We start from the raw sequence: 22,605 nt of genomic DNA on the forward strand, positions 1-22,605 counted from the left end.
CGGTCCGCGTCCGACTCGGGGGAAACGGGGAAACGTCACGTGCGCAGTGTGAAGCCGGAGGATCTGGAGCAGCTGGCCACGCTGCTGGACGGGGCGGCGCCCACGAGTCTGAAGAACGCCACCGACTCCGCGTTCCGCCGGGCGGCGACGCTCGGGGTGACGTCCAAGCTGGCCGGGCTGCGGCCCATGGTGGCGTGGGTCAGTGAGACCGCGCCGGATCTGCGCAAGCGGGCCGCGCACGTGCGGATGGACAACGGGGATCTGTCGGGCGGCCTGCTGTGGGCGGGGTTCACGCCGGACGAGCTGAAGAACTACAAGGGCGACGCCCTGAGCCCCGAGGCGCTGCTCATCGCCAACTCGGTGGCGAACAGCAAGGATCCGAAGGCGTCCACCTTCCAGCGCAAGCCGGACGAGTCGCTCAACGACTGGCTGGACCGGCTCAAGGCGACGGCCCTCACGAGTATTCCGGGGCTCCAGCCGTTCGAGCCCGCGGTGCAGTATCTGCTCGGGGCTTACGGGGACTGGAAGTCGGTGACGGACGCCTCCGGGCACGTCGTCGTGCAGGGCACCGCCATGACGAAGGTGCTGCTCGGCAACTCCTTCAAGCAGGGCTGGGGCAAGACCTGGAAGAACTGGGCGGCCCGCGGCATCCAGAAGATCCCCAGCGCGAAGATCCAGGGGTGGGGCCGGGCCCTGGAGACATGGTCGCCCAAGCTGCGTTCGCTGAGCGCCCCCGGCTCCTGGCTGCCCGGCAGGATCAGCGCGGGTCTGCAGCGAATACCCGGCACCAGCGGCTTCATCGGCGACTGGACGGGCAGCGCCTACAACTCCTTCCGCGGCCTGAGCTTCATGAGCCGCCCGCTGGCCGGGGTCACCGCCAACGGCGTCATCGACTTCGTCGTCGGCTCCGACGAACTCGCCAAGCTCTACGGCGGGGTGACGCACGCGGGCCTGCCCGTCGCCCGCGCCGGCAACGCCAACCTCTTCACCGTCGGCAAGAACGCCTTCACCGCCGCCCGGGTCGGTGACGAGGCGATCCCCGCGGCCACCCGGAGCGCCTCGCTGCTCAAGGGCCTGAGCGTGGCGGGCAAGACCTCGGGCGCCCTGCGGGGCCTGGGCATCGCGGGCAGCGCGGCCGGTACGGTCTTCAGCGCCGCCAACGTCATCTCGCAGGGCAACCCGGTCGACGCCTTCAAGCGCAACGGCGCCGGGTACGTCGCGGACGTCGCCGAGGTCGGCTTCAACGCCTCGCTCACCGCCGCGATGATCGCGCCCAACCCCGTCACCTTCGGGCTCGTCGTCGGCACCGGCATCGTGTACGGCGGTGCGAAGATCGTGCAGCACTGGGACGACATCACCAAGGGCACCGGCAAGGCGATCGACTGGGCGGGGAAGACGGCGAGCGACGCCGGGCACAAGATCGCCAGCGGCGCCAAGAGCGTTGCCAGCGGGGCGAAGAACGTCGCGAAGAAACTCAACCCCTTCCATTGGTAGGGCTCTCCGCTCCCGCCCCGGACCGAGAGAGCCCCACCCGCCGAGAACGTCCCGTCAGACGACCTCCCCGACCACGGAAAGCGCATGAGCGACAACGACTTCGGCTTCGAACTGGAACCCTTCGAGGACGACACCCAGCACGGCCTGAGCGGCACGATCGGCGCGTACGGCCTCGTCAGGATCTTCTACGCCAAGCCCGCGAGCTGGCAGTCCGGTGACGTCTTCCGCACCGACCTGGTCGGCGAGCACCTGCCGCCCGCGTCCGTGACCGGCACCGGCATGGGCGGCGAACCGCACCTCGGCAAGAAGGCCGTCCTCACGGTCGGCGGCGTCACCGCCGAGATCGGCTCCAACTCCCTGGGTGTCAGCCGCTCCTCGCGGGCGCTGCGGATCCGGCTCGGCGGGCGCGAGTACACCTACGCCCGCACCGGCCGCTCCGGCGGGCTCGAACTGCGGCGCGGCGAGGACCGGGTGACCCTGACCGACGGCAAGCCGGTCGGCGGCGCGGGCTCGCGGCGGCGCCGCACGGGCCAGGCGCACGGGGGCGTGGACGCCACCGACCTCGCGGTCGCGCTGGTGCTGGAGGAGACGGATACCTCGTCCCTCTCCGTCGGCGGGGCCCTGATGAGCGCGCCCTTCCGCGCGCTCATGAGCCCCGGCGACGGCTGAGGGGCGCGGCCGCTACGGCTGGGCGGGGGTGAAACCGCCGGGCGCGTCCAGCAGGTCCTCGCTGTCGGGCAGCAGGTCGGTCAGCCGCTCCCACACCTCGGCGGCGGTGACGCGCGCGAGGTGCAGCGGGCTGTCCGGGGTGACCTGTCCGGGCAGGATCGGCTCCTCGGGCTGCTCGCGCACCCAGTAGCCGAGCGGCCCGCAGTCCCAGACGGCCAGCGCGCGCAGGCTGGTGGCGGGTTCGCCGTCCTGCCGCCCGCCCCACACGGTGGTGACGCGCCAGGTGCAGTTGAGGGCCGCGACGAGGTCGGCGAAGAGCGACAGCGCGGGTTCGGCGGGCCCGCCCGCCTCGGCGACGGCCTTGCGGGCCAGCTCGGCGCCCTCGGCGATCTCGACGCCCGGTGTCTCGCCGAGCGCGACGAAGGCGGCGTCCAGCACGCCCATGGTGGTCTCGACACGCTCCACGGGCGCCTCGACGGTCTCGCCGGTGCGCAGGTTGACCAGCCGGGCCAGCTCCCACAGCAGCATGCTCGGCTCGGCGGAGACGTACTCCGACTCCTCCTGGCCCGGCCACCCGTCGTGCACGACGACGGCGTCCTGCCCGATGACGATCCCGTGGCTGACGGCCCCGTGCTCGCCGGTCACCTCCACCTGGACCATGACCATCGGGTCGGCGAAGGTGACGACGAGGTCCTTCAGCAGCGGGGACAGCTCGCCCTCCTCGCCGACGAGCCCGATCTGCTGCAACTCCGCGAGCGGCTCGGCGAGTTCGGCGGGCGGTGTCTCCCCGTCCGCGAGGTGGCCGAGGACGGCCACATGCCGGTCCGCCAGCCGGAGCCGGGCACGGGAACTGTCGTAGGACGGCATGGTGAGGTGCTCCCTGTCGCGGTCGGTCGGTGTGCGGCCGTGGTGCGCGTACGCCGGCCGTGCTGTGCGTACGCCCGCCGGCCCCGGGCGGTGTGCTGCGGGTGTCCGCAAGGCCCGCCCTAGTGCTTCTTGTTGAGGTCCTTGGCGTCCTGCTCGCAGGTGTTCGCCTCCGTCCGCAGGTGCTCGGCGACGGTGTGGCAGGTGTTCCGCCAGGTGTTCATCTCACCCCGGGTGCGGTCCGCGTGCGGGCCTTCCCACTTCGTCATCGTCTGCGTCGCGAACGTCCGCGCCTTGTCGGGCAGCGCCTCGATGTCGGCGGCCAGCCCCCGCAACTGCGCGGCCCGCGTGGTCAACTCCTGCGCATCCGGTGAGCCCATCGCGGCTCCCCCTTCCCCCGACGCCCGGAATCCCTCAGCCCATACGATAACCCGCCCGCACAGCCCCTTCCCGGCGATTCGCCCGCCGGCCCGTCCACTGATCCCTCCGCCGGTCCGCCCGTCACCCCGCGACCGCGGCCGGCGGCAGCGTCTCGTACAGCTCGAACCAGGTCGCCTTGCCGTCGCCGCGCGGGTCCACGCCCCAGGCGTCCGCCAGCTCCTCCATGAGCAGCAGGCCGCGGCCGGAGGAGGCCATCTCGCCGGGGGAGCGGCGGTGCGGCATCTCGTCGGAGCGGTCGCCGACGTCGACGTGCAGACGGCGGGTGCCGGGCATGCCGGTGACCTGGGCGAGCAGCACGGCGTCACCGTCGGTGTGGACCAGGACGTTGGTGACGGCCTCCGAGACCAGCAGCACCGCGGACTCCACCTGGTCGGGCGAGGACCAGTCGTGCAGCAGCGCGCGGATGTCGGCGCGCGCGGAGCGGATCCGGCCCGGGTCGTCCTGCGGCACCGTCAGCACCGTGCGGCGCACCGGGACCGCGCAGGTGGGGCCCTCGGGGTCGCGGCGCAGCAGCACCAGCGCGATGTCGTCCTCGCGGCGGTCGGTGAGCGGGCCGGTCGTCTGGTGCGAGGCCGGGCCGTGCACGGCGTCCACCAGGGAGTCGGCGAGGACCTCCAGATCGCCCGCGGGCCCGGCGGTCAGGGCCCGCGACAGCCGCTGCCAGCCGGTGTCCAGGTCGTGGCCGCCGGTCTCGATCAGGCCGTCGGTGCACAGCAGCAGCACCTCGCCGGGCTCCAGGACCATCCGGGTGGTCGGGTAGTCCGCGTCGGGCTCGATGCCCAGCGGCAGGCCCACCGCCGTGCGGCGCACGATCGTGGTGCCGTCGCCGAGCCGTACCGCGGGCTCGGGGTGCCCGGCGCGCACCATCTCCAGGGTGCCGGTGAGGTGGTCCACCTCGGCGTACAGGCAGGTCGCGAAGCGCGCGTCGGCGGACGTGCGGCCGAGCCCGGCGAGGAAGCGCGAGGTGCGGCTGAGGACGGCGTCCGGCCCGTGCCCCTCGGCCGCGTAGGCGCGCAGCGCGATCCGCAGCTGGCCCATGATGCCCGCGGCGCGTACGTCGTGGCCCTGGACGTCGCCGATGACGATCGCGGTACGCCCCGAGGGCAGGTCGATCACGTCGTACCAGTCGCCGCCGACCTGGAGGCCGCCGCCGGTGGGGACGTAGCGGGCGGCCACCGCCATTCCGGTGACGTCGGGCTTGCGGGTGGGCAGCATCGTGCGCTGGAGGCCGTCGCTCAGCGCCCGCTCCGACTCGTGCTGGCCCGCGCGGGCCAGCGCCTGGCCCAGCATCCGGGCGACCGTGGTGAGCACCGCGCGCTCGTCGGGCGTGAACTCCACCGGCTCGCGGAAGGCCGCCATCCACGCCCCGATCGTCGTCCCGGCCACGGTCAGCGGCAGGTAGGACCACGACACACGCCCGTACGGCCGCACCAGCGGCCAGGTGGCGGGGAAGCGCTCGGCGTACGACCGGGGCGTCGGCAGGTAGACCGCCTGGCCGGTGCGGGCGACGACCGCGGCCGGGTAGTCCGCGGACAGCGGCATGTCCAGGATGCTCGGGTCGATGACCTCCTGCCCGTGGTGGCCGATGACCTGGAGGCGGTCGCTGTCCACGCCGAAGACCGCGTGGCCGTCCGGCGAGAAGCCCGGCATGGACAAGGTCGCCGCGACCCGCATGACCTCCTCGGTGGAGTCCGCCTCGGCGAGCGCCCGCCCGGCGTCCAGCAGGAAGGCCTCCCGGGCCCGCCGCCAGTCCCGCGGCGGGCGGCCCGACCGGCTGCCGCCGACCGGCACCTCGTGCAGCGTGCCGCTGATCTGCCCCGGCGGACGCGGCGCGATCCGGGCCCGCAGCGTGCGCCGCACCGCCCCGTCCGGCCCGACGACCCGCACCAGCTGCTCCGCGACCGTGCCCTCGGCCGCGGCCAGCTCCACCTCGGCGGACACCGACACGTAGTCCGCGGCGTGCAGGCAGGCGCGGACCGCGGCCGTACGGTACGACCCGGCGCCGTCCTGCAGCCCGAGCAGGTGCGCGGCCCGCGCGTCCACCGCGATCTGCTCGGTCGCCTCTTCCCACTGCCACACCCCCGACCCCACGGCCGCGAGCACGTCCTCGGTGTGCATTGGCCTATTTTAAGAGGAATGCGGTGGTGTGGGCGAACGTGCCCCTTCTGCGGCCCGGCCGCGGAGCCGCCCGGAGGGGGGATACGGGGATGAGGAGCGCCACCCGCCGCCGGTAGGCTGTGGGGGTTCCCCCACCATCGCGACGACCTGACGACTTGGACGAACCCACGATGCACCGGTACCGGTCACACACCTGCGGAGAGCTGCGCGCCACCGACGTCGACACCGACGTCCGCCTGTCCGGCTGGCTGCACAATCGCCGTGACCTGGGCGGCATCCTCTTCGTCGACCTGCGCGACCACTACGGCTTCACCCAGCTGGTCGCCCGCCCCGGCTCGCCCGCCTACGAGGCGCTGAGCAGCCAGTCCAAGGAGTCCGTGCTGCGCGTGGACGGCCGCGTCGTCGCCCGCTCGGCGGAGAACGTCAACCCGGAGCTGCCCACCGGCGAGGTCGAGGTCGAGGTCGCCTCCCTGGAGGTGCTCGGCGCCGCCGACCAGCTGCCCTTCCCCGTCTTCCCCGAGGACAGCGCCAACGAGGAGATGCGGCTCACCAACCGCTTCCTCGACCTGCGCCGCCAGCGCATGCACCGCAACATCATGCTGCGCACCCAGGTCATCTCCTTCCTGCGCCGCGAGATGACCGCCCTCGGCTTCAACGAGATGGCCACCCCGATCCTGTCCGCCACCTCCCCCGAGGGCGCGCGCGACTTCCTGGTGCCCTCGCGCGTGCACGCCGGCAAGTTCTACGCCCTGCCGCAGGCCCCGCAGCAGTTCAAGCAGCTGCTGATGATCTCCGGCTTCGACCGCTACTTCCAGATCGCGCCCTGCTTCCGCGACGAGGACTCGCGCGCCGACCGCTCGCCCGGCGAGTTCTACCAGCTCGACGTCGAGATGAGCTTCGTCGAGCAGGAGGACGTCTTCGGCGTCATCGAGAAGGTCATGACCGACCTCTTCACCGAGCTCGGCGGCGGCCGCCGCGTCACCTCGCCCTTCCCGCGCATCCCGTTCCGCGAGTCCATGCTCAAGTACGGCAACGACAAGCCGGACCTGCGCACCTCCCTCGAACTCGTCGACGTCTCCCACGTCTTCGCCGGCTCCGGCTTCAAGGCCTTCGCCGGCAAGCACGTCCGCGCCCTGGCCGTGCCGGACACCGCCGACCAGCCCCGCAAGTTCTTCGACCAGCTCGGCGAGTACGCCGTCTCGCTCGGCGCGCAGGGCCTGGCCTGGGTCCGCGTCGGCGAGGACAACGCGCTGACCGGCCCCATCGCGAAGTTCCTCACCGAGGACGACGTCACCGCGCTCGTCGACGCGGTCGGCGCCAAGCCCGGCACCGCGGTCTTCTTCGGCGCGGGCGAGTTCGACGAGGTCTCCAAGATCATGGGCCCGGTCCGGGTCGAGGCCGCCAAGCGCGTCGGCCAGTTCGAGGAGGACGTCTTCCGGTTCTGCTGGATCGTCGACTTCCCGATGTTCGAGCGCAACGAGGACACCGGCGCGATCGAGTTCTCCCACAACCCCTTCTCCATGCCGCAGGGCGGCCTGGAGGCCCTGGAGACCAAGGACCCGCTCGACATCCTCGCCTGGCAGTACGACATCGTCTGCAACGGCATCGAGCTGTCCTCCGGCGCCATCCGCAACCACGAGCCCGCGGTCATGTACAAGGCCTTCGAGATCGCCGGGTACGACCGCGAGACGGTCGAGGCGGAGTTCGGCGGGATGCTGCGCGCGTTCCACTTCGGCGCCCCGCCGCACGGCGGCATCGCGCCGGGCGTCGACCGCATGGTCATGCTGCTCGCGGACGAGCCGAACATCCGCGAGACCATCGCCTTCCCGCTCAACCAGCAGGCGCAGGATCTTCTGATGGGGGCGCCGTCGGAGGTCTCGGAGACCCGCCTCCGCGAACTCCACATCCAGCTCCGCCGGAAGTAGGCGCCTGGGCCCCGCGCGGGGGGGCGTTTGCGCTGCCGCGCCGGGCACCCGTTCCGGGCTGCGCGCGCCGCGCGGGGCACCCGTTTTCGGGCTGCGCGTGCCGCGCCGGGGACCCGTTTTTTAGGGGCGCGGGGAACTGCGCGAGCAACCCACCACCGGCCGGTGGTCCGGTACGAACCGAACTGCCCCTTCGGGTCGGTGACGACCCGCGCCACCGTCGTGGCTGGTCGCGCAGTTCCCCGCGCCCCTGAAGGTTGCCCGGCGGGGCATCCGCAGGCTGAAGAACGGGTGCCCCGCGGCGCAGCCGCAGGTCTGGCGGGACTGGCCTCCGCACGAGGGCAACCCGGGCGCGGGGACGGGGCGTTAGGAGGGTGTGGGGAGGAAGCGGCGTGGGCGAGGGCGGGTTCGAGCAGTTCGTCGCGGCACGCGGCCAACGACTGCTGCGTGTCGCCTGGCTGCTCACCGGCGACGCCCACCTCGCAGAGGACCTGCTGCAGACCGTCCTGGCGAAGGTCTGGCCGAAGTGGCCGCGGATCGCCGACGAGAACCCCGAGGCGTACGTCCGCCAGGCCCTCGTGCACACGCACGCCTCCTGGTGGCGGCGCCGCTGGCGCGGGGAGGTGCCGCACGGCGATGTGCCGGACCGGGCGTCCGCGCCGGACGCGTACGCAGGGGTGGACCTGGAGCAGGCTCTCGCCGCGGCCGTGCGGGCGCTTCCGGTGCGGCAGCGGGCGGTCGTGGTGCTGCGCTACTTCGAGGATCTGAGCGTGACCGAGACCGCGGAGGCGCTGGGGTGTTCGGAGGGCACGGTCAAGAGCCAGGCGTCCAAGGCGCTGCGCACGCTGCGCGGGCTGCTGCCGGAGGCGGCGGTCCTGGCGGAGGGCGGTGAGCGCGGATGAGTGAGCCGGAGCGTACCGGGACGGAGGGCGCGGAGGGCGCGGAAGGCGTGGAGCGGGAGCTGCGTGCCCTGCTGGAGCGCGCGGTGCCGCAGCTGCCCGCGCCCGCGCAACGGCTGGAGCGGATCCGGGAGCGGATCCGGCGGCGGCGCCGCCGGCGTACGGCCGTGGTGACGGGGAGCGCGGTGCTGGCCCTCGCGGCGGCCCTGGTGGCGGTGCCCGGACTGGTGGGGCCGGACGGCGGCGGCCACGCGGCCCCCGCGGTGGTGGGGAGTGCGACCCCGCGGCCCACTACGGCGCTGAGCACGCCGCCGTCCGGCTACCGGCCCGACGGCATGGGCGGTCTGGTGCTGCAGATGCCCCCAAGCAAGGGCTGGCAGACGCTCGCGGACCCCAAGACGGCGAGCCTCTTCCTGGGCACGCAGCGCATGGTGCTGCCGGAGGGCGGCTGCGCGCACGCCCTGGACGGTTTCTGCACTCCGCTGGCGCTGGCGCTGAAGAAGGACGGGGCGCTGGTGATGTTCCGCCGCCAGCCGTCCAAGATGCCGTCGGCCAAGGCCCGCGACTACGAGATCCCGCTCACGGAGGACTCCCCGTACCAGGCGTGCCGTACGGTCGGCGGCACCCGTCAGCTGACCCGCACGATGGTCGCCCCCGACGGCACGATCGTCTGGACGGTGGCCTGTCTGGCCGACCCCTCCCAGACCCGCGTCCAGGAGGCGCGCTACCTCCTGGACTCGGCGGTCTTCGGCTGACGCGGGGCGGGCGCTCCCGCCCTGCGTCAGGCGGCGTCCGGGTCGCCGCCGAAGCGGGTGACGTACGACGCCAGGTCGTCCTCGGTGATCTTCGCGAAGAGCACCGGCGGGACGGTGAAGGGCGTTCCGGCGGGGACCGCGTCGAGGGCGCGGGCCTCCTGCGGGGTGATCCAGCGGGCGTCGTCCGCGGGGAGGGTGAAGGCCGCCCGCATCGCGGCCGCCGAGGCGGGGATGAAGGGCTCGGAGACGACCGCGTAGAGGCGGATGAGGTTCATCGCGGTGCGCAGGGTGAGGGCGGCGCCGTCCGGGTCGGTCTTGATCGCCATCCAGGGGGCCTTCTCCTCCAGGTAGGAGTTGCCCGCGCTCCACAGGGCGCGCAGCGACTGCGCCGCCTTGCGGAACTGGAGGGTGTCGAGGTGGCCCTCGTACTCCGCGAGCAGCGCCGCGACCTGCTCGCCGAGCTTCGCCTCGGCCTCGCCGGCGGCCGCGCCCGCCGGGACCTCGTCCCCGAAGCGCTTGCGCGAGAAGGACAGCACACGGTTGACGAAGTTGCCGAGGGTGTCGGCGAGATCCTTGTTGACGCCCGCGGTGAACAGCTCCCAGGTGAAGGAGGAGTCGTCGGACTCGGGCGCGTTGGCCATCAGGAAGTACCGCCAGTAGTCGGCGGGGAGTACGTCGAGCGCCGCGTCGGTGAAGACGCCGCGGCGCTGCGAGGTGGAGAACTTTCCGCCGTAATACGTCAGCCAGTTGAACGACTTGACGTAGTCCACCATCTTCCAGGGTTCCCTGGTTCCGATCTGGGTCGCGGGGAACATGACCGTGTGGAAGGGGACGTTGTCCTTGGCCATGAACTGCGTGTAGCGCACATCCGCGGCCTCGTACCACCAGGACTGCCAGTCGCGCGTCTCCCCTTCGGGGGCGGCGTCGGACCATTCCTTCGTGGAACCGATGTACTCGATCGGGGCGTCGAACCAAACATAGAAGACTTTGCCGTCGGCGGCCAGCTCCGGCCAGGTGTCGGCGGGCACGGGCACGCCCCAGTCGAGGTCGCGGGTGATCGCGCGGTCGTGCAGGCCCTCGGTGAGCCACTTGCGGGCGATCGAGGACGACAGGGTGGGCCAGTCGGCGCTGTTCGCGTCGAGCCAGGACTCGACCTCGGCGGCGAGCTTGGACTGGAGGAGGAAGAGATGCTTGGTCTCCCTGACCTCCAGCGCGGTGCTTCCGCTGATCGCCGAGCGGGGCTCGATCAGGTCGGTCGGGTCGAGGACGCGGGTGCAGTTCTCGCACTGGTCGCCGCGCGCCTTGTCGTAGCCGCAGTACGGGCAGGTGCCGACGATGTAGCGGTCGGGCAGGAAGCGCTCGTCGGCCAGCGAGTAGACCTGGCGGATGGCGCGCTCCTCGATGAAGCCGTTCTCGTTGAGGCGGCGCGCGAAACGCTGGGTGATCTCGACGTTCTGCGGCGAGGAACTGCGGCCGAAGTAGTCGAACGAGAGCGCGAAGCCGTCGTAGATCGCCTTCTGGGCGTCGTGGGCCTGCGCGCAGAACGCGTCGACCGGGAGTCCGGCCTCCTTGGCGGCGAGCTCCGCCGGGGTGCCGTGCTCGTCGGTGGCGCAGATGTAGAGGACGTCGTGCCCGCGCTGGCGCAGATACCGGGCGTAGACGTCCGCGGGGAGCATGGACCCCACCATGTTGCCCAGGTGCTTGATCCCGTTGATATAGGGCAGGGCTGAGGTGATGAGGTGACGAGCCATTGCAGGCTGCTCCCAATTCGTAGCGTGGAGTGAGGAATTCATCTACGGACCGTCAATCGTATCGGACCGTAGCGGGGGGACCGCCACCGCGTTTCTCATACCGGGCAGGTTCGGGTCAGAGCGGGTACGTGCGTCACGCGCCGTGACTGCACGTGCACTTGCACGTGCAGATGCACGTGCGCCCGCTCCGAGTTATCATCTCCTGTACCACACGGCACTATTGGAGAGTGGCTGATGCGCCGGACGCACAATGGAATGCCCGCCGATGACCTCGCGGGTGTGGTCTGGCAGAAGAGCAGGCACAGCAATGCCAATGGCACGTGTGTGGAGTTCGCCGCACTGCCCGACGGGGACGTGGCCGTACGCAATTCGCGCTTTCCGGACGGCCCCGCGCTGATTTACACCCGCGCCGAGATCGAGTCGATGATCATCGGGGTCAAGGCCGGTGAGTTCGACCACCTCATGCCGGGACCCTGATCTTCCGCCCCTCAGGCCTGCACACGCGGAACGGCCGGGGCGGCGAGGAACAGCGCCCAGACCACTTTTCCGGTACCGCCGAGCGGGTGCCATCCCCATTTCTCGCTGAACGAGTCCACCAGGTGCAGCCCGCGGCCCGTCTCGGCCACGAAATCCGCCTCTTTGGCGACCGGTGCCACCTCGCTGGGATCGCGCACCGCGCAGACCACCCGGCTCGTCCAGCGGGCCAGGCTCAGCCGCACCGGGGTGCCCGGGGCGTCCGGCGGCACCGCGTAGCGCAGCGCGTTGGTGACCAGTTCGGAGGCGACCAGCTCCATGGAATCCAGCAGCGCGGCGAGATCCCAGCGCTGAAGTGTCGTACGCGTGAAGCAGCGCGCCTCGCGCACCGATTCCGGGGTGGCGGGAAGTTCGCACGTGGCGCCGTCACCCGCGGCAAGCCGCTCGGGCGCGAGCACGCCTTGCCATAACGGATAGAGCGCGGGTGCGGTCTCCGCGTTCATACCTGCCCCCGGGGTATCTGCACGGTCACCATGCTCATGGATCGGCACCCGAGGATGCAAGGGCAGCTGCACGTGCATCTGCAAGGAATTGATGCACGTGTCGTTCGAGAGTGACGAGACGGGTACTGCCCGCAAGCCATTAGTGGCAGACTGCTGATGAACCAAGGGCGGAGCGTGACCTATGAGCGCAGGGCAGCCGGGAGGCGGGTCCATCGTGCGACGAATGCTGCTCGGAGCGCAGCTGCGGAGGCTGCGTGAGTCGCGGGGGATCACCAGGGAGGACGCCGGGTACTCGATCAGGGCCTCGGAGTCGAAGATCAGCCGCATGGAGCTGGGAAGAGTCAGCTTCAAGGAGCGGGATGTCGCCGATCTGCTGACGCTGTACGGCGTCACCGAGGAGGATGAGCGGCTCGCCATGCTGGGACTCGTGAGGGAGGCGAACGCGGCCGGCTGGTGGCACGGCTACGGCGAAGTCATGCCGACGTGGTTCCAGACGTACGTAGGCCTGGAGGAGTCCGCCGCGCTGATCCGCACCTTCGAGGTGCAGTTCGTGCACGGTCTTCTGCAGACGGAGGACTACATAAGGCAGGTGATCCGACTCGGTCACCCCGAGGCGGCCGACGCCTGGGTGGAAAGGCGAGTCGGACTGCGCCTGGAGCGGCAGAAGCTGCTCGTCTCCGAGCGGGCCCCGCACTTCGTCGCGGTGATGGACGAGGGCGCGCTGCGCCGCCCGTTCGGCACCCGGCAGGGCATGCGCGACCAGGTCGCGCACATCCTGGAGGCCGCGGACGCGCCCAACGTCGAGGTGCGCGTCCTGCCCTTCGCCATCGGCGGCCACGCCGCGGGCGGCGGCGCCTTCACGCTGCTCAGCTTCCCCGAGTCCGACCTTCCGGACCTGGTGTACCTGGAGCAGCTGACCGGCGCGCTCTACATCGACAAGCACGACGAGGTCGTGGAGTACGACAAGGCCATGACCACGCTGGGCCGTATCGCGCTCAGCCCCGCCGACTCGCTGGACTGGCTCGCCGAACTCCGGCGCGAGCTGTGAGGCGGGTGCTGTGAGGCGGGTCCGGCCCCGGAGGCGCTGACCCCGGGGCCGGAATCGGTCGTTTTGCCCGTTGTTCATCCGTCCGGGTGAACAACGGGCCCGCGCGCCCCGTGCGCCCTCCCCAGCCGCGCCGCCGCCCCGTTACGGTGGCGCGAGTCACGCCAGGGGGACGGGGGACTCGGGTGAACGAACAGGGGCTGCCGCCACAGGGCGGGGAAGGGCTGCCGCCGCCCACCGCGTACGCGCGCTCCTACCGCCTCGCGCGCGCCACCGTCGTGGAACTGGCCGGGGAGATCGACCTCGGCAGCGCCTACTCCGTGCACCCGCACCTGGACGCCGCCGCCTTCGCGCCCGCCCCGCCGCTCGTCGTCTTCGACCTCGGGCCGCTGGAGTTCATCGACTGCTACGGGCTCACCCTGCTCGTCCGCGCCCGCCGCCGGGTGCTCGACCGCGGCGGCCGCACCGCCATGGTGTGCCACCACCGGCAGACCCTGCGGCTGCTCGCGCTCACCGGCCTCGACGCCGTCTTCCACCCCGTCCGCACCCTCGACGAGGCACTGCTCCCCTGAGAGCCCGCTGGGAGTTTCCCGGGGCTCCGCCGAAAGTCCGCCGCGGGCCCGCCCCGTTACTCCACGCTTTACACACGTCACCCAAATGTTGACGCCGTACAGTGTCTGGCTGGGCAAACGCCCTCCCGGCGGCCTGTGACCCGGGTCATACGGCCAAGCCGGATCAACTGGTAGAAGTTGGGGCTTCGTCGTGATGTGTGCGGGTGCCACCGGACCGAAGGTGTAAAGGCAGATGGGCGTTCGTGGGCGGAAGCGGGAGCGCAAGCACAGCCGCAAACGCTGGATCATCGCGATAGTGGTGTCGTTCGTGGTGCTGCTCGTCGGCGGCGCGGGTGCGATCTATCTCAAACTCAACGCGAACATCGACACCTTCGACTCCGCGGGCATCAGCAAGGACCGCCCGGCCGAGACGAAAGCGGACGCCAACGGCGACAAGGCCGTCAACGTCCTGCTCATAGGCTCCGACACCCGCTCCGGTGAGAACGGCAAACTCGGCGGCTCCGGATCCGGCGACATAGGCCGCTCCGACACGACGATCCTGCTGCACGTCTACCCCGACCACAAACACGCGGTCGGCATATCCATACCCCGCGACTCGCTCGTCGAGATACCGCCCTGCCTGCTCCCCGACGGCAAGTGGTCCAAGGACCAGCCGTCCGCGATGTTCAACTCCGCGTTCTCCATGGGCAGCACCGCCAAGGGCAACCCCGCGTGCACCCAGAACACCATCGAGAAGCTGTCCGGGATGCGGGTCGACCACACGATGGTCGTCGACTTCGCCGGTTTCGCGTCCATGACCTCCGCCGTCCACGGCGTCGAGGTCTGCGTCCCGAACAACATCTACCAGGGGGACCTCAACCCCAAGCTCGGCCACAAGGGCAAGGTCGTCCTCAAGGCCGGCATGCAGAACCTCTCCGGCCAGGACGCCCTGGACTACGTCCGCGTCCGGCACGGTGTCGGCGACAACTCCGACGTCGGCCGCATGCTGCGGCAGCAGGCCTTCCTCTCCGCCCTGATCAAGAAGGTCAAGGGCCAGGGCATGAACCCCACGACGCTGCTGCCGCTCGCCGACGCCGCGACCAAGTCCCTCACCGTCGACCCGGGCCTCGGCAGCGCCGCCAAGCTGGTCTCCTTCGGGGTGTCCCTCAAGGGCATCGACCTGAACAACATCCAGTTCATCACCGCCCCCTGGAAGTACGCGGGCGCCCGTATCGACCTGGTCCACCCCGACGTCGACGACCTCTTCGCCGCCCTGCGCGCCGACCAGACCCTCGACGGCGTCAACGCCTCCGGCAAGACCACCCCCAGCGCCTCCGCCACCCCGTCCCCCAGCGCCACGGTCGACGGCACCGGCATCGACGTCTCCGTCTACAACGGCACCCTCACCACGGGCCTGGCCGGCAAGGGCGGCGACCTGCTGAAGGCGCACGGCTTCACGGTCCTCGACACCACCAACGCCAAGTCCCGTGACCACGCCGTCACCCGCATCGAGTACGGCACCGCGGACGAGGCCCAGGCCAAGACCGTCGCCAAGCTCTTCCCCGGCGCCCAGCTCGTCCCCCTGAACACCAGCGGCATCAACGTCGTCCTCGGCTCCGACTACGCCGCCGTCGCCGCCAAGACCCCCACCTCCTCGACCCCCACCCCCCTCCCGACGAGCATCAGCAAGGCGGCCCGCTCGGCGGACGCGGATCCGTGCAGCAAGCTCTCCTACGGCTGAGGCCGCCCCTCCGGCACGTCGCGTAGGCCGTAGTACGCCCGCAGGGCCGCCTCGCCGCCGGAGCCGGTGGCGGCCATGATGCGCTGGAAGCGGGCGGAACGCAGGTCTCCGGCGGTGAGGACGCGGGGGTGCTGCTGTTCGGGCGGGCAGTAGCCGGACGCGTCCCGTACGAGGTCACCCGGCGGGGCCGAGGGGGCGCTGCCCAGGTTCGCGTACACCGCACGGGCCGTCCGCGACCCCGACCGCCCCTCCCGGTCGACCCACTCGACGGTGAACGTGGCGCCGTCGCCTCCGCTCACCCACGCGCCGGCGACCGGCACCAGAGTGACCCGGCGGTCGGCCCGCACCTCGTCCGCCTTGTAGTCGTCCTCCGCCGGGTGAAGGACCACCACGGCCGCGTCGAGCGACGGGTGGGAGCGCAGAAACGTACCCAGCGGCCGGTCGGCGCCGAGCACGAGAACCGACCCGCCCGCCGTATCGGGCGCCCCGGCCCCCCAGAGCGTGGCCAGCTCGATGCCCGAGCCCACCGTCAGCCACGGAGCCGCCGCCAACGGCCCCACCCCGGTCGCAACGACCGCGTACGGCGCTTCGACGGTACGCCCGCTGTCCGTCGTGACGACCACGCCGTCCCCGTACGCCCGCACGCCAGTTACCCGCACCCCGAGCTCCACCTCGCACAGCCCCGCACGCGCCACGTCCCCCGCGACGGCGGCAGCCAGCTCCGGCCCACTGGTGTGGCCACCCACGACATTGCCCACCGCGGCGATGTGCCGCAGCTTGCCGCACAACACCTCCGCCTCGATCAGCACCGACCGCACCCCGACACTCGCGCCCATCACCGCCGCCGCACACCCGGCGGGCCCGCCCCCGACGATGACCAGATCCGTACTCTCCGCCATACCGCTATTCCAGCACCGGCGCGTGCGCCGTCGGCGGAAGCCGAGCGAGCAGATCCCGGGTGGTGATCAGTCGCCCCGACCCGACGAGCCACCGGGCGACCGCCCGCCCCCGCGGCGAACCCGCCGTTCAGGCCGTCTTCAGGCGGGCCACCTGGCGGGCCCGGTCGTGCACCTGGCGGGCGCCGGGGTGGGTGAGGTAGGGGCGGAGGGACGTCCGCAGGGTGGCGAAGTGCTCGTCGGCGCGGGACGAGGACAGGTGCTCGTAGTCGTCGAGGAACGCCTGCCACGTCGCGCAGGCGGCTTCGAGGTGCCCGACCTCCAGCTGTCGCTGGGCGAGCAGGCCGTTGGCGTGGGCGCGGCCCTGCTTCTCCACCGGCGGGCGGACGCGGTTGGACTCCCGCAGGGACGTGATCGAGCCGTGGACGTCACCGAGGGCGTAGCGGACGCCGGAGACGTGGAAGAGGTACGCGGCCCGGTCGTAGCCGCCGATCGCGTCCCGGCGGTCGTCCGCCTTCGCGAGGGCCGCCTCCGTCTCGGCGAGCCGGGTGAACGCGAGCCGCTTGTCACCCACCAGCGCGGCGCCCTGAGCCTGCTGCCCGGCGAGGAACGCCCGCAGGCGCGGCCCGGCCTTGGGCGCGGCCTCGGCGGCGGCGTCCGCGAGCGCCAGCGCTTTCCCGGCGTGCTTGAGGTTGGCCGCCTGGAGGGCCATGCCGCGCAGCGTCCGGCAGTACGTGACGTGGTCCTCCCCGGCGGCGGCGAGCTTCAGCGCGTGCAGGTAGTACCGCTGCCCCAGCCCGTGCGCCCGCTCGTACATCGCCATCCACCCGGTGAGGTAGACCAGGTCGGACACCGCCGACAGCAGGTCCTTCCGCACCTCGTCCGAAGCCTGCGCGTGCAGATACGGCCCGACGGTGTTGACGAGGAAGGCCGCGGCCATGGGCCTGGCGTGCCCGCCCCCCAGCTCGTCGAGGATGTCCGCGATGCGCTCGGTCATCGTGCGGACGGTGCCCACCTCCCCCGCCCCGATCCTGGCGGTTCGCCCAGCGGCACCGGCCTTCGTCCGGCCCACCAGCTCCGCATATGCGGGTACGGGCAGCGCGGCGGCGTAAAGACTCGCGGCGAGAACCTTCCGGCGGGACGGGTCCATGTCTTCCCTCCCCATGCTGACGAGGTCTTCCACCATGCCAGGTTCGCCGCCGCTCTCCCGGCCCGTCAACGGCGGAAATCCGGCCTCGGCCGGGGTGACGGGCCTGCCCAACCGCCGTGCGACAGCTTCGAGAACAAGCGGGCGCGCGCTCTCCTTGGGCAGGTGCCCGTCCAGCCGTTCACTTCCTGGGCCAGTTGGCGCAGCGTCCAGCCGGTCTCGCGGTACAGCCGGCGTCAGACCCTCGTTCGGCTGCCGGCCGCTCATGGGCTCGCTCGCCATGCGGCTTAACGCTCTTAAAAGGCGCCTGCGTCCCAACGGTACCGCGGTACGTAGCGCGCCGGTTGCCTAGAGCGAGACAGACCCCCGCGACCGTGCGACCGGCGCGGGGGCCACCGGTGAACCACCTCTCGTCGTCGTGAAGTCGTGGCCGCATGGCCCTCGTTCGGTGGGCCGGGCGCGGCGTCTGTTGGTGCGCTCTCTCGGGGACTGGGGACTTGCGCATCTGTCGGGCGCGGCCGAGCTGGTTGTCTCCGAGCTGGTCACGAACAGCGTCCGTCATGCGCGCGACCCGCGCGGACATGTGATCCGTACGCAGTTCGAGCGGTTGGGGCGAGGGGTGCGCATCGAGGTGCACGACGCCGGCGAGTCCAAGCCCGAGCAGCGGGACGTGTCCGGCGAGGAGGAGTCGGGGCGCGGGCTGGCGCTGGTGGACGCGATCACCGGTGGGCGGTGGGGGGTGAGCGATCGGGAGGGCGTCGGGAAGATGGTCTGGGCCTTGTGCACGGACGACGGCCCCGCCTGCGGTCCGGCGTAGGGCGCGTTCGTCGGGCTGGGCCATGGTGCGTGGTGACCTGAAGACGTCTGCCCCCTCCGTTCCGGCGGAGGGGGCAGACGTCTTACGGGCGCGCGGGGGTGGGGTCAGGTTGCCGAGGGGGTGGGGCGGGAGGGGAGGAGGGCCTTGCAGGTTTCGTAGGCCTTGGCGATTTTGGGGTCGGACGTGTTGAGGGCGTTGAACATGCCGCCGCCGCGGCGGCCGGAGGCGTTGGGGGAGGCGGTGGAGGTGGGGAGGGTGACGCCGTGGTCCTTCAGGCAGCTCGTGAAGGCGGCGAAGGCGCTGGAGTCGGCGCCGCCGCCGTTGCCGCGGTTGAACTGGGGGCGCAGGGACTCGCAGGCCTGCATGGCCTTCTGGGTCTTGGGGTCGGCGGACGCGCCGCCGAAGCCGGGGAAGCCGCCGCGGAAGCCCTTGCCGTCGGTGGGGCGGCCGGAGGGCATGCCGCTCGGGCGGCCGGAGGGGCGGGCGCCGGGGGAGAAGCTGGGGAGCTGGACGCCGTTCTTCGCGAGGCAGTCGCGGTACGCGGCCATGTCCGCGGCCCCCGACGCGGTGGCGGACGCCGACGTCCCGGTGGAGGACTTCGCGTCGGAGGACGAGCCCGAGCCCCCGCCGGAGGAGCACGCGGCGAGCAGCAGCGCTCCCGAGGCGAGGACGGCGACCGAGGCGCCGGCCCGCAGTGCGGTGGTGGGGGTCCAGGTCATGGCCGGTCTCCTCGGGAGCGGAGGGCAGGGGGAGCCGCCCCGTACGCGCGCGCGGCGGCAGCCCATGACTGAACCGCACGCACGTAGGCGCCGCCCGACCGCGGCCTGTGAGTTCCCGGGGAGCAGAACCGTACGGAGGGGACGAGACGGGCACGGCTGCACCCGACATGCGGCTTATCGACCTACAAGAGGCTTTTGGGCTCCCAGGGAACTCCCAGGCTCCTCCCAGGGCATCAAAGGAGTGTCCCGCCAGGATGCGGGCCATGAAGGTGCTCCCACGGCGGCGCAGGGCCGCCCTGATCAACTCGGTGCTCGGCGTGGTCGTCCTCGCGGGCGCCGGCGGCGCCTACGCGGCCGTCCACGACGACGGCGCCAAGTCCACCGGCAGTGGCACCGCGCGGGTGGCGACGGTCTCCAGGGGATCGGTCTCCGCCACGGTGTCCGGCTCCGGCTCCCTTGTCTCGCCCAGTGACGCGGGCCTGAACTTCACCACGGGCGGCACGCTCACCGAGGTGAAGGTCAAGCCGGGCGACAAGGTCAAGAAGGGCCAGGTGCTGGCCAAGGTCGACGCGACGGACGCGAAGGCGACCCTCCAGCAGGACCAGGCGACGCTCGACGCCGCCGAGGCCAACCTCACGAAGGTCGAGGCCGGTGAGCTGCCCGCCTCGTCCTCCTCCGGCAGCAACTCCGACAGCAACTCCGGGCGCAGCGGCGGGCAGTCCTCGCCCACCCCCTCGCCGACGCCGACGGTCGATCCCGTGCAGCTCGCGCAGGCGCAGGCCCAGCTCACGCAGGCGCAGAACGCCGTGGACGCCGCCCAGCGCGCGGTCGACGGGACCACGCTCAAGGCCCCGGTCGCCGGTACGGTCGCCTCGGTCGACGGCGAGAAGGGCGACACCGTCTCCGGCACGTCCGGCAGCGGCTCGGGCAACGGAGGCAGCGGCGGCAGCTCCGGCAGCTCCAGCACCGGGAGCAGCAGCAGCTCCTCCAGCTCGCTCAGCGGCTTCATCGTGCTGACGAACCCGGCGAACATGCAGGTCACCGCGAACTTCTCGGAGGCCGACTCGCTCAAGATCAAGGCCGGTCAGGCCGCGACCGTGACCCTCAACGCGCAGTCCGGCACCGTGCTGGACGCCAAGGTGCTGTCCATCAGCTCGCTCCCGGCGAGCAGCAGTTCGGGATCCGGGGCGGGTTCGTCCGGCAGCGCCGTGCAGTATCCGGCGGTGCTCCAGATCACCAGTGACACGTCCGCGCTGCGGACGGGGCTGAGCGCCAGCATCCAGGTCACGACGGCGACCGTGTCCGACACGCTCACCGTGCCGACCGCGGCGGTGTCCGGCACGGGCACCAACCGCACCGTGCTGCTCGTCAACAAGGACGGCTCCACCACCCGCACGTCCGTGACCGTGGGCGTCGAGGGCGATTCGACGGACCAGATCACCGCGGGCCTGACGGAGGGCCAGCAGGTGCAGATCCCGACGGTCGCCTCGACCGGCAGCAGCGGCTTCCCGAGCGGCGCCTTCCCCGGCGGCCTCGGCAACCTCGGCGGCGGCAACCGCTTCGGCGGCGCGGGCGGCGGCGGTGGCTTCCGGCAGGGCGCGGGTGGCCGCTGATGAGGTTCGGCCTGGGCGGCGGCGCCCACCGCAGAGGGGGCGCGGCGCCGCCCGAGGCGGCGCCGGAGGAGGAGAGCCCGTGGGGCCCGCCCCCGGTCATCGAGGTGCGGTCGCTGCGCAAGACGTACGGCAGCGGTGACGCGACCGTGCGCGCGCTCGGCGGCCCGCCCGACGCGGTGACCGGCGAGGAGCCCGGTGTGGACCTGGTCGTCGAACAGGGCGACATGGTCGCGGTGATGGGCAGCTCCGGCTCCGGCAAGTCCACGCTCATGAACATCCTGGGCTGCCTGGACGTGCCGACCGCCGGACGGTACCTGCTGGACGGCATCGACGTCGGCGGTCTCGACGAGCACCAGCTCTCGCTCGTCCGCAACCGCAAGATCGGCTTCGTCTTCCAGTCGTTCAACCTGGTGCCGCGCACCCCCGCGCTCGCGCAGGTCGAACTCCCCCTCGCCTACGCCGGGGTGAAGACCGCCGAGCGGCGCCGCCGGGCGATGGCGGCGCTGGAGCTGGTCGGCCTCGCCGACCGGATGGACCACCGGCCCAACGAGCTGTCCGGCGGCCAGCAGCAGCGCGTGGCCGTGGCCCGCGCGCTGGTTACGGCGCCCGCGATGCTGCTGGCCGACGAGCCGACCGGCAACCTGGACAGCCACAGCACGGAGGAAGTGCTCTCGATCGTGGACCGGCTCAACGCGTCGGGGCGCACCGTCGTCCTGATCACCCACGAGGACGAGGTCGCCCGGCACGCCAAGCGCGTCGTGCGGCTGGTGGACGGGCAGATCGTCGCCGACGTCCGGCAGGCGCCCGTCGAGGGCCCGCCGCCCGCGCTGCGCGACGCGGCGCTCTTCGCGAGCAGCGCCCCGCAGACGGGCAGCGCCCCCCGGACCGTTCCGCAGGCGCTCGCCGGACCGGCGGGGGGTGCGCGGTGAACCCCCTGGAGACGCTGCGCTTCGCGGTCGGCGGCCTGGCCGCCAACAAGGTGCGCTCGGCGCTGACGATGCTGGGCGTGCTGATCGGCGTGGCCGCCGTCATCATCCTGCTGGCGGTCGGCAACGGCTCCTCGCAGTCCGTCAAGGACAGCATCGAGAAGCTCGGCACCAACTCGCTGACCATCACCTCCGGTACGGGCTTCGGCGGCGGCCGTGGCGCGTCCTCCTCGTCCGGCACCAAGCCGCTGACCGTGGACGACGCACGGGCGCTCGCCGACACCACGTCCGCGCCGCACGTGAAGTCGGTGGCGCCGGAGGTCACGACGTCCCAGACGGCGGTGTACGACGGCACGTCGCACACGGTCGGCCAGGTCGTCGGCACCTACCCGGCGTACTTCGAGGCGTCCAACAGCAAGGTGGACAAGGGCGACTACTTCTCCGCCGACGACGTCCTCAACACCCGCAAGGTCGCCGTCATCGGCTCGACGACCGCGACCGACCTGTTCGGCACGGCGAACCCCGTCGGCAAGAAGGTCGTCATCGGCGGCACCCCCTTCACGGTGGTCGGTGTGCTGGCCACCAAGGGCGGCACCGGCTTCCAGGACCCGGACGACACGGTGATCGCCCCGCTGCCGACCGTGCAGAACGCCTTCACCGGCTTCGGCTCGGTCAACCAGATCCTGGTCGAGGCGACCTCCTCGGGCGCCACCACCGACGCGCAGAGCGAGATCACCACCGTGCTGATGGCACAGCACGGGCTCAAGGACGCCAGTTCGCTGGACTTCCAGGTCAGCAGCCAGCAGTCGCTGCTGGACACGCAGTCCGACACCAACAAGACCTTCACGGTGCTGCTCGGCGCGGTGGCCGCGATCTCACTGCTGGTCGGCGGGATCGGCATCACCAACATCATGCTGGTGACGGTGACCGAGCGGACCCGGGAGATCGGCATCCGCAAGGCGATCGGCGCGCCCCGCGGGGTGATCCTCGGGCAGTTCCTGGCGGAGTCCACGCTGCTGTCGCTCATCGGCGGCGGGCTCGGGGTGGTCGGCGGGCTCATCGGCTCGCACTTCACGATCGTCGGGATCAAACCGGTGATCATCCCGGAGTCGGTGTGGGGCGCCTTCGCCATCGCCGTGGCCATCGGCCTGTTCTTCGGCGGCTACCCCGCCAACCGGGCCGCGGGCCTGCGCCCCATCGAGGCCCTGCGGCACGAGTGACATCACGATGACGACGATCAGACACGAGGAACGAGAGGAA

At 71.9% G+C, this 22,605-nt stretch carries 21 protein-coding genes; 13 read left to right on the forward strand and 8 right to left on the reverse strand.

What is annotated here, in order from left to right; all coding sequences use genetic code 11:
• Positions 1-39: 39 nt before the first annotated feature.
• Positions 40-1,494 (forward strand): PE-PGRS family protein, encoded by a 1,455-nt coding sequence (locus ACWERV_RS02735; RefSeq protein ID WP_452927810.1) that lies wholly within the window; start codon positions 40-42, stop codon positions 1,492-1,494.
• Positions 1,495-1,578: 84 nt separating this feature from the next.
• Positions 1,579-2,163: a hypothetical protein gene (locus tag ACWERV_RS02740; protein ID WP_398174813.1), complete on the forward strand. Its 585-nt coding sequence runs from the start codon at positions 1,579-1,581 to the stop codon at positions 2,161-2,163.
• 12 nt (positions 2,164-2,175) lie between these two features.
• Here the strand turns inward: ACWERV_RS02740 and ACWERV_RS02745 are convergent, their stop codons facing one another.
• From ACWERV_RS02745 to ACWERV_RS02755, 3 genes are all read right to left on the reverse strand, one after another.
• Positions 2,176-3,030, reverse strand: coding sequence for a hypothetical protein (locus tag ACWERV_RS02745; protein WP_452927812.1), 855 nt, complete (start codon positions 3,028-3,030; stop codon positions 2,176-2,178).
• 119 nt (positions 3,031-3,149) lie between these two features.
• Positions 3,150-3,407, reverse strand: coding sequence for a hypothetical protein (locus ACWERV_RS02750; RefSeq protein ID WP_031522061.1), 258 nt, complete (start codon positions 3,405-3,407; stop codon positions 3,150-3,152).
• Between the two features lie 121 nt (positions 3,408-3,528).
• Positions 3,529-5,586 (reverse strand): ATP-binding SpoIIE family protein phosphatase, encoded by a 2,058-nt coding sequence (locus tag ACWERV_RS02755; RefSeq protein ID WP_452927814.1) that lies wholly within the window; start codon positions 5,584-5,586, stop codon positions 3,529-3,531.
• A gap of 170 nt (positions 5,587-5,756) precedes the next feature.
• Between ACWERV_RS02755 and aspS the strand changes: the two genes are divergently transcribed.
• The 3 genes from aspS to ACWERV_RS02770 all read left to right on the forward strand — a co-directional run bounded on the left by aspS (position 5,757) and on the right by ACWERV_RS02770 (position 9,162).
• Complete coding sequence (gene aspS / locus ACWERV_RS02760; RefSeq protein WP_398174800.1) at positions 5,757-7,511, forward strand: aspartate--tRNA ligase; 1,755 nt, start codon at positions 5,757-5,759, stop codon at positions 7,509-7,511.
• 389 nt (positions 7,512-7,900) lie between these two features.
• Positions 7,901-8,410 carry a SigE family RNA polymerase sigma factor gene (locus tag ACWERV_RS02765; RefSeq protein ID WP_398174797.1) on the forward strand — a complete coding sequence of 170 codons (510 nt, stop codon included), beginning with the start codon at positions 7,901-7,903 and terminating at the stop codon, positions 8,408-8,410.
• Positions 8,407-9,162 (forward strand): hypothetical protein, encoded by a 756-nt coding sequence (locus tag ACWERV_RS02770; protein WP_452927817.1) that lies wholly within the window; start codon positions 8,407-8,409, stop codon positions 9,160-9,162. Before ACWERV_RS02765 ends, ACWERV_RS02770 begins: the two co-directional genes overlap by 4 nt.
• 26 nt (positions 9,163-9,188) lie before the next feature.
• On the opposite strand, the gene metG is transcribed toward ACWERV_RS02770, so the two are convergent.
• Positions 9,189-10,913, reverse strand: coding sequence for a methionine--tRNA ligase (metG, locus tag ACWERV_RS02775; protein WP_452927820.1), 1,725 nt, complete (start codon positions 10,911-10,913; stop codon positions 9,189-9,191).
• A 234-nt stretch (positions 10,914-11,147) separates the two neighbouring features.
• Between metG and ACWERV_RS02780 the strand changes: the two genes are divergently transcribed.
• Positions 11,148-11,390, forward strand: a complete 243-nt coding sequence (locus tag ACWERV_RS02780; protein ID WP_031522044.1) for a DUF397 domain-containing protein — start codon at positions 11,148-11,150, stop codon at positions 11,388-11,390.
• Between the two features lie 11 nt (positions 11,391-11,401).
• On the opposite strand, the gene ACWERV_RS02785 is transcribed toward ACWERV_RS02780, so the two are convergent.
• Complete coding sequence (locus ACWERV_RS02785) at positions 11,402-11,890, reverse strand: ATP-binding protein (RefSeq protein ID WP_452927823.1); 489 nt, start codon at positions 11,888-11,890, stop codon at positions 11,402-11,404.
• Between the two features lie 181 nt (positions 11,891-12,071).
• Here ACWERV_RS02785 and ACWERV_RS02790 point away from each other — a divergent pair, with 181 nt between their 5' ends.
• The 3 genes from ACWERV_RS02790 to ACWERV_RS02800 all read left to right on the forward strand — a co-directional run bounded on the left by ACWERV_RS02790 (position 12,072) and on the right by ACWERV_RS02800 (position 15,227).
• Complete coding sequence (locus tag ACWERV_RS02790) at positions 12,072-12,938, forward strand: helix-turn-helix domain-containing protein (RefSeq protein WP_398174784.1); 867 nt, start codon at positions 12,072-12,074, stop codon at positions 12,936-12,938.
• A gap of 182 nt (positions 12,939-13,120) precedes the next feature.
• Complete coding sequence (locus ACWERV_RS02795) at positions 13,121-13,507, forward strand: anti-sigma factor antagonist (RefSeq protein WP_452927827.1); 387 nt, start codon at positions 13,121-13,123, stop codon at positions 13,505-13,507.
• 232 nt (positions 13,508-13,739) lie between these two features.
• Positions 13,740-15,227, forward strand: a complete 1,488-nt coding sequence (locus ACWERV_RS02800; protein ID WP_452927830.1) for an LCP family protein — start codon at positions 13,740-13,742, stop codon at positions 15,225-15,227.
• On the opposite strand, the gene ACWERV_RS02805 is transcribed toward ACWERV_RS02800, so the two are convergent.
• On the reverse strand, positions 15,218-16,126 hold the full coding sequence (locus ACWERV_RS02805; protein ID WP_452927833.1) for an FAD-dependent oxidoreductase: 909 nt from the start codon (positions 16,124-16,126) through the stop codon (positions 15,218-15,220). The genes ACWERV_RS02800 and ACWERV_RS02805 overlap by 10 nt on opposite strands.
• A gap of 127 nt (positions 16,127-16,253) precedes the next feature.
• A complete protein-coding gene (locus ACWERV_RS02810; RefSeq protein ID WP_452927836.1) occupies positions 16,254-17,273 on the reverse strand; it encodes a hypothetical protein in 1,020 nt (339 codons plus the stop codon).
• A 445-nt stretch (positions 17,274-17,718) separates the two neighbouring features.
• On the opposite strand from ACWERV_RS02810, the gene ACWERV_RS02815 reads away from it, so the two are divergent.
• Positions 17,719-18,087 (forward strand): ATP-binding protein, encoded by a 369-nt coding sequence (locus ACWERV_RS02815; RefSeq protein WP_452928072.1) that lies wholly within the window; start codon positions 17,719-17,721, stop codon positions 18,085-18,087.
• A gap of 104 nt (positions 18,088-18,191) precedes the next feature.
• Here the strand turns inward: ACWERV_RS02815 and ACWERV_RS02820 are convergent, their stop codons facing one another.
• A complete protein-coding gene (locus tag ACWERV_RS02820; RefSeq protein WP_398174769.1) occupies positions 18,192-18,806 on the reverse strand; it encodes a macro domain-containing protein in 615 nt (204 codons plus the stop codon).
• Positions 18,807-19,069: 263 nt separating this feature from the next.
• Between ACWERV_RS02820 and ACWERV_RS02825 the strand changes: the two genes are divergently transcribed.
• The 3 genes from ACWERV_RS02825 to ACWERV_RS02835 are packed head-to-tail and all read left to right on the forward strand — an operon-like array spanning position 19,070 to position 22,565.
• Positions 19,070-20,419, forward strand: coding sequence for an efflux RND transporter periplasmic adaptor subunit (locus ACWERV_RS02825; RefSeq protein ID WP_452927839.1), 1,350 nt, complete (start codon positions 19,070-19,072; stop codon positions 20,417-20,419).
• Positions 20,419-21,348, forward strand: a complete 930-nt coding sequence (locus ACWERV_RS02830; protein ID WP_452927842.1) for an ABC transporter ATP-binding protein — start codon at positions 20,419-20,421, stop codon at positions 21,346-21,348. The genes ACWERV_RS02825 and ACWERV_RS02830 overlap by 1 nt, the downstream gene beginning before the upstream one ends.
• A complete protein-coding gene (locus ACWERV_RS02835; protein WP_452927845.1) occupies positions 21,345-22,565 on the forward strand; it encodes an ABC transporter permease in 1,221 nt (406 codons plus the stop codon). The genes ACWERV_RS02830 and ACWERV_RS02835 overlap by 4 nt, the downstream gene beginning before the upstream one ends.
• Positions 22,566-22,605: the final 40 nt, after the last annotated feature.

This window comes from Streptomyces sp. NPDC004031 (assembly GCF_053604375.1).

Bases quoted from the DNA above. Each gene is read 5' to 3' on its own strand.
- ACWERV_RS02740 (WP_398174813.1), top strand. From the start codon at position 1,579: ATGAGCGACAACGACTTCGGCTTCGAACTGGAACCCTTCGAGGACGAC.
- ACWERV_RS02745 (WP_452927812.1), bottom strand. From the start codon at position 3,030: ATGCCGTCCTACGACAGTTCCCGTGCCCGGCTCCGGCTGGCGGACCGG.
- ACWERV_RS02750 (WP_031522061.1), bottom strand. From the start codon at position 3,407: ATGGGCTCACCGGATGCGCAGGAGTTGACCACGCGGGCCGCGCAGTTG.
- ACWERV_RS02755 (WP_452927814.1), bottom strand. From the start codon at position 5,586: ATGCACACCGAGGACGTGCTCGCGGCCGTGGGGTCGGGGGTGTGGCAG.
- aspS (WP_398174800.1), top strand. From the start codon at position 5,757: ATGCACCGGTACCGGTCACACACCTGCGGAGAGCTGCGCGCCACCGAC.
- ACWERV_RS02770 (WP_452927817.1), top strand. From the start codon at position 8,407: ATGAGTGAGCCGGAGCGTACCGGGACGGAGGGCGCGGAGGGCGCGGAA.
- metG (WP_452927820.1), bottom strand. From the start codon at position 10,913: ATGGCTCGTCACCTCATCACCTCAGCCCTGCCCTATATCAACGGGATC.
- ACWERV_RS02780 (WP_031522044.1), top strand. From the start codon at position 11,148: ATGCGCCGGACGCACAATGGAATGCCCGCCGATGACCTCGCGGGTGTG.
- ACWERV_RS02785 (WP_452927823.1), bottom strand. From the start codon at position 11,890: ATGAACGCGGAGACCGCACCCGCGCTCTATCCGTTATGGCAAGGCGTG.
- ACWERV_RS02790 (WP_398174784.1), top strand. From the start codon at position 12,072: ATGAGCGCAGGGCAGCCGGGAGGCGGGTCCATCGTGCGACGAATGCTG.
- ACWERV_RS02800 (WP_452927830.1), top strand. From the start codon at position 13,740: ATGGGCGTTCGTGGGCGGAAGCGGGAGCGCAAGCACAGCCGCAAACGC.
- ACWERV_RS02805 (WP_452927833.1), bottom strand. From the start codon at position 16,126: ATGGCGGAGAGTACGGATCTGGTCATCGTCGGGGGCGGGCCCGCCGGG.
- ACWERV_RS02810 (WP_452927836.1), bottom strand. From the start codon at position 17,273: ATGGACCCGTCCCGCCGGAAGGTTCTCGCCGCGAGTCTTTACGCCGCC.
- ACWERV_RS02820 (WP_398174769.1), bottom strand. From the start codon at position 18,806: ATGACCTGGACCCCCACCACCGCACTGCGGGCCGGCGCCTCGGTCGCC.
- ACWERV_RS02825 (WP_452927839.1), top strand. From the start codon at position 19,070: ATGAAGGTGCTCCCACGGCGGCGCAGGGCCGCCCTGATCAACTCGGTG.
- ACWERV_RS02830 (WP_452927842.1), top strand. From the start codon at position 20,419: ATGAGGTTCGGCCTGGGCGGCGGCGCCCACCGCAGAGGGGGCGCGGCG.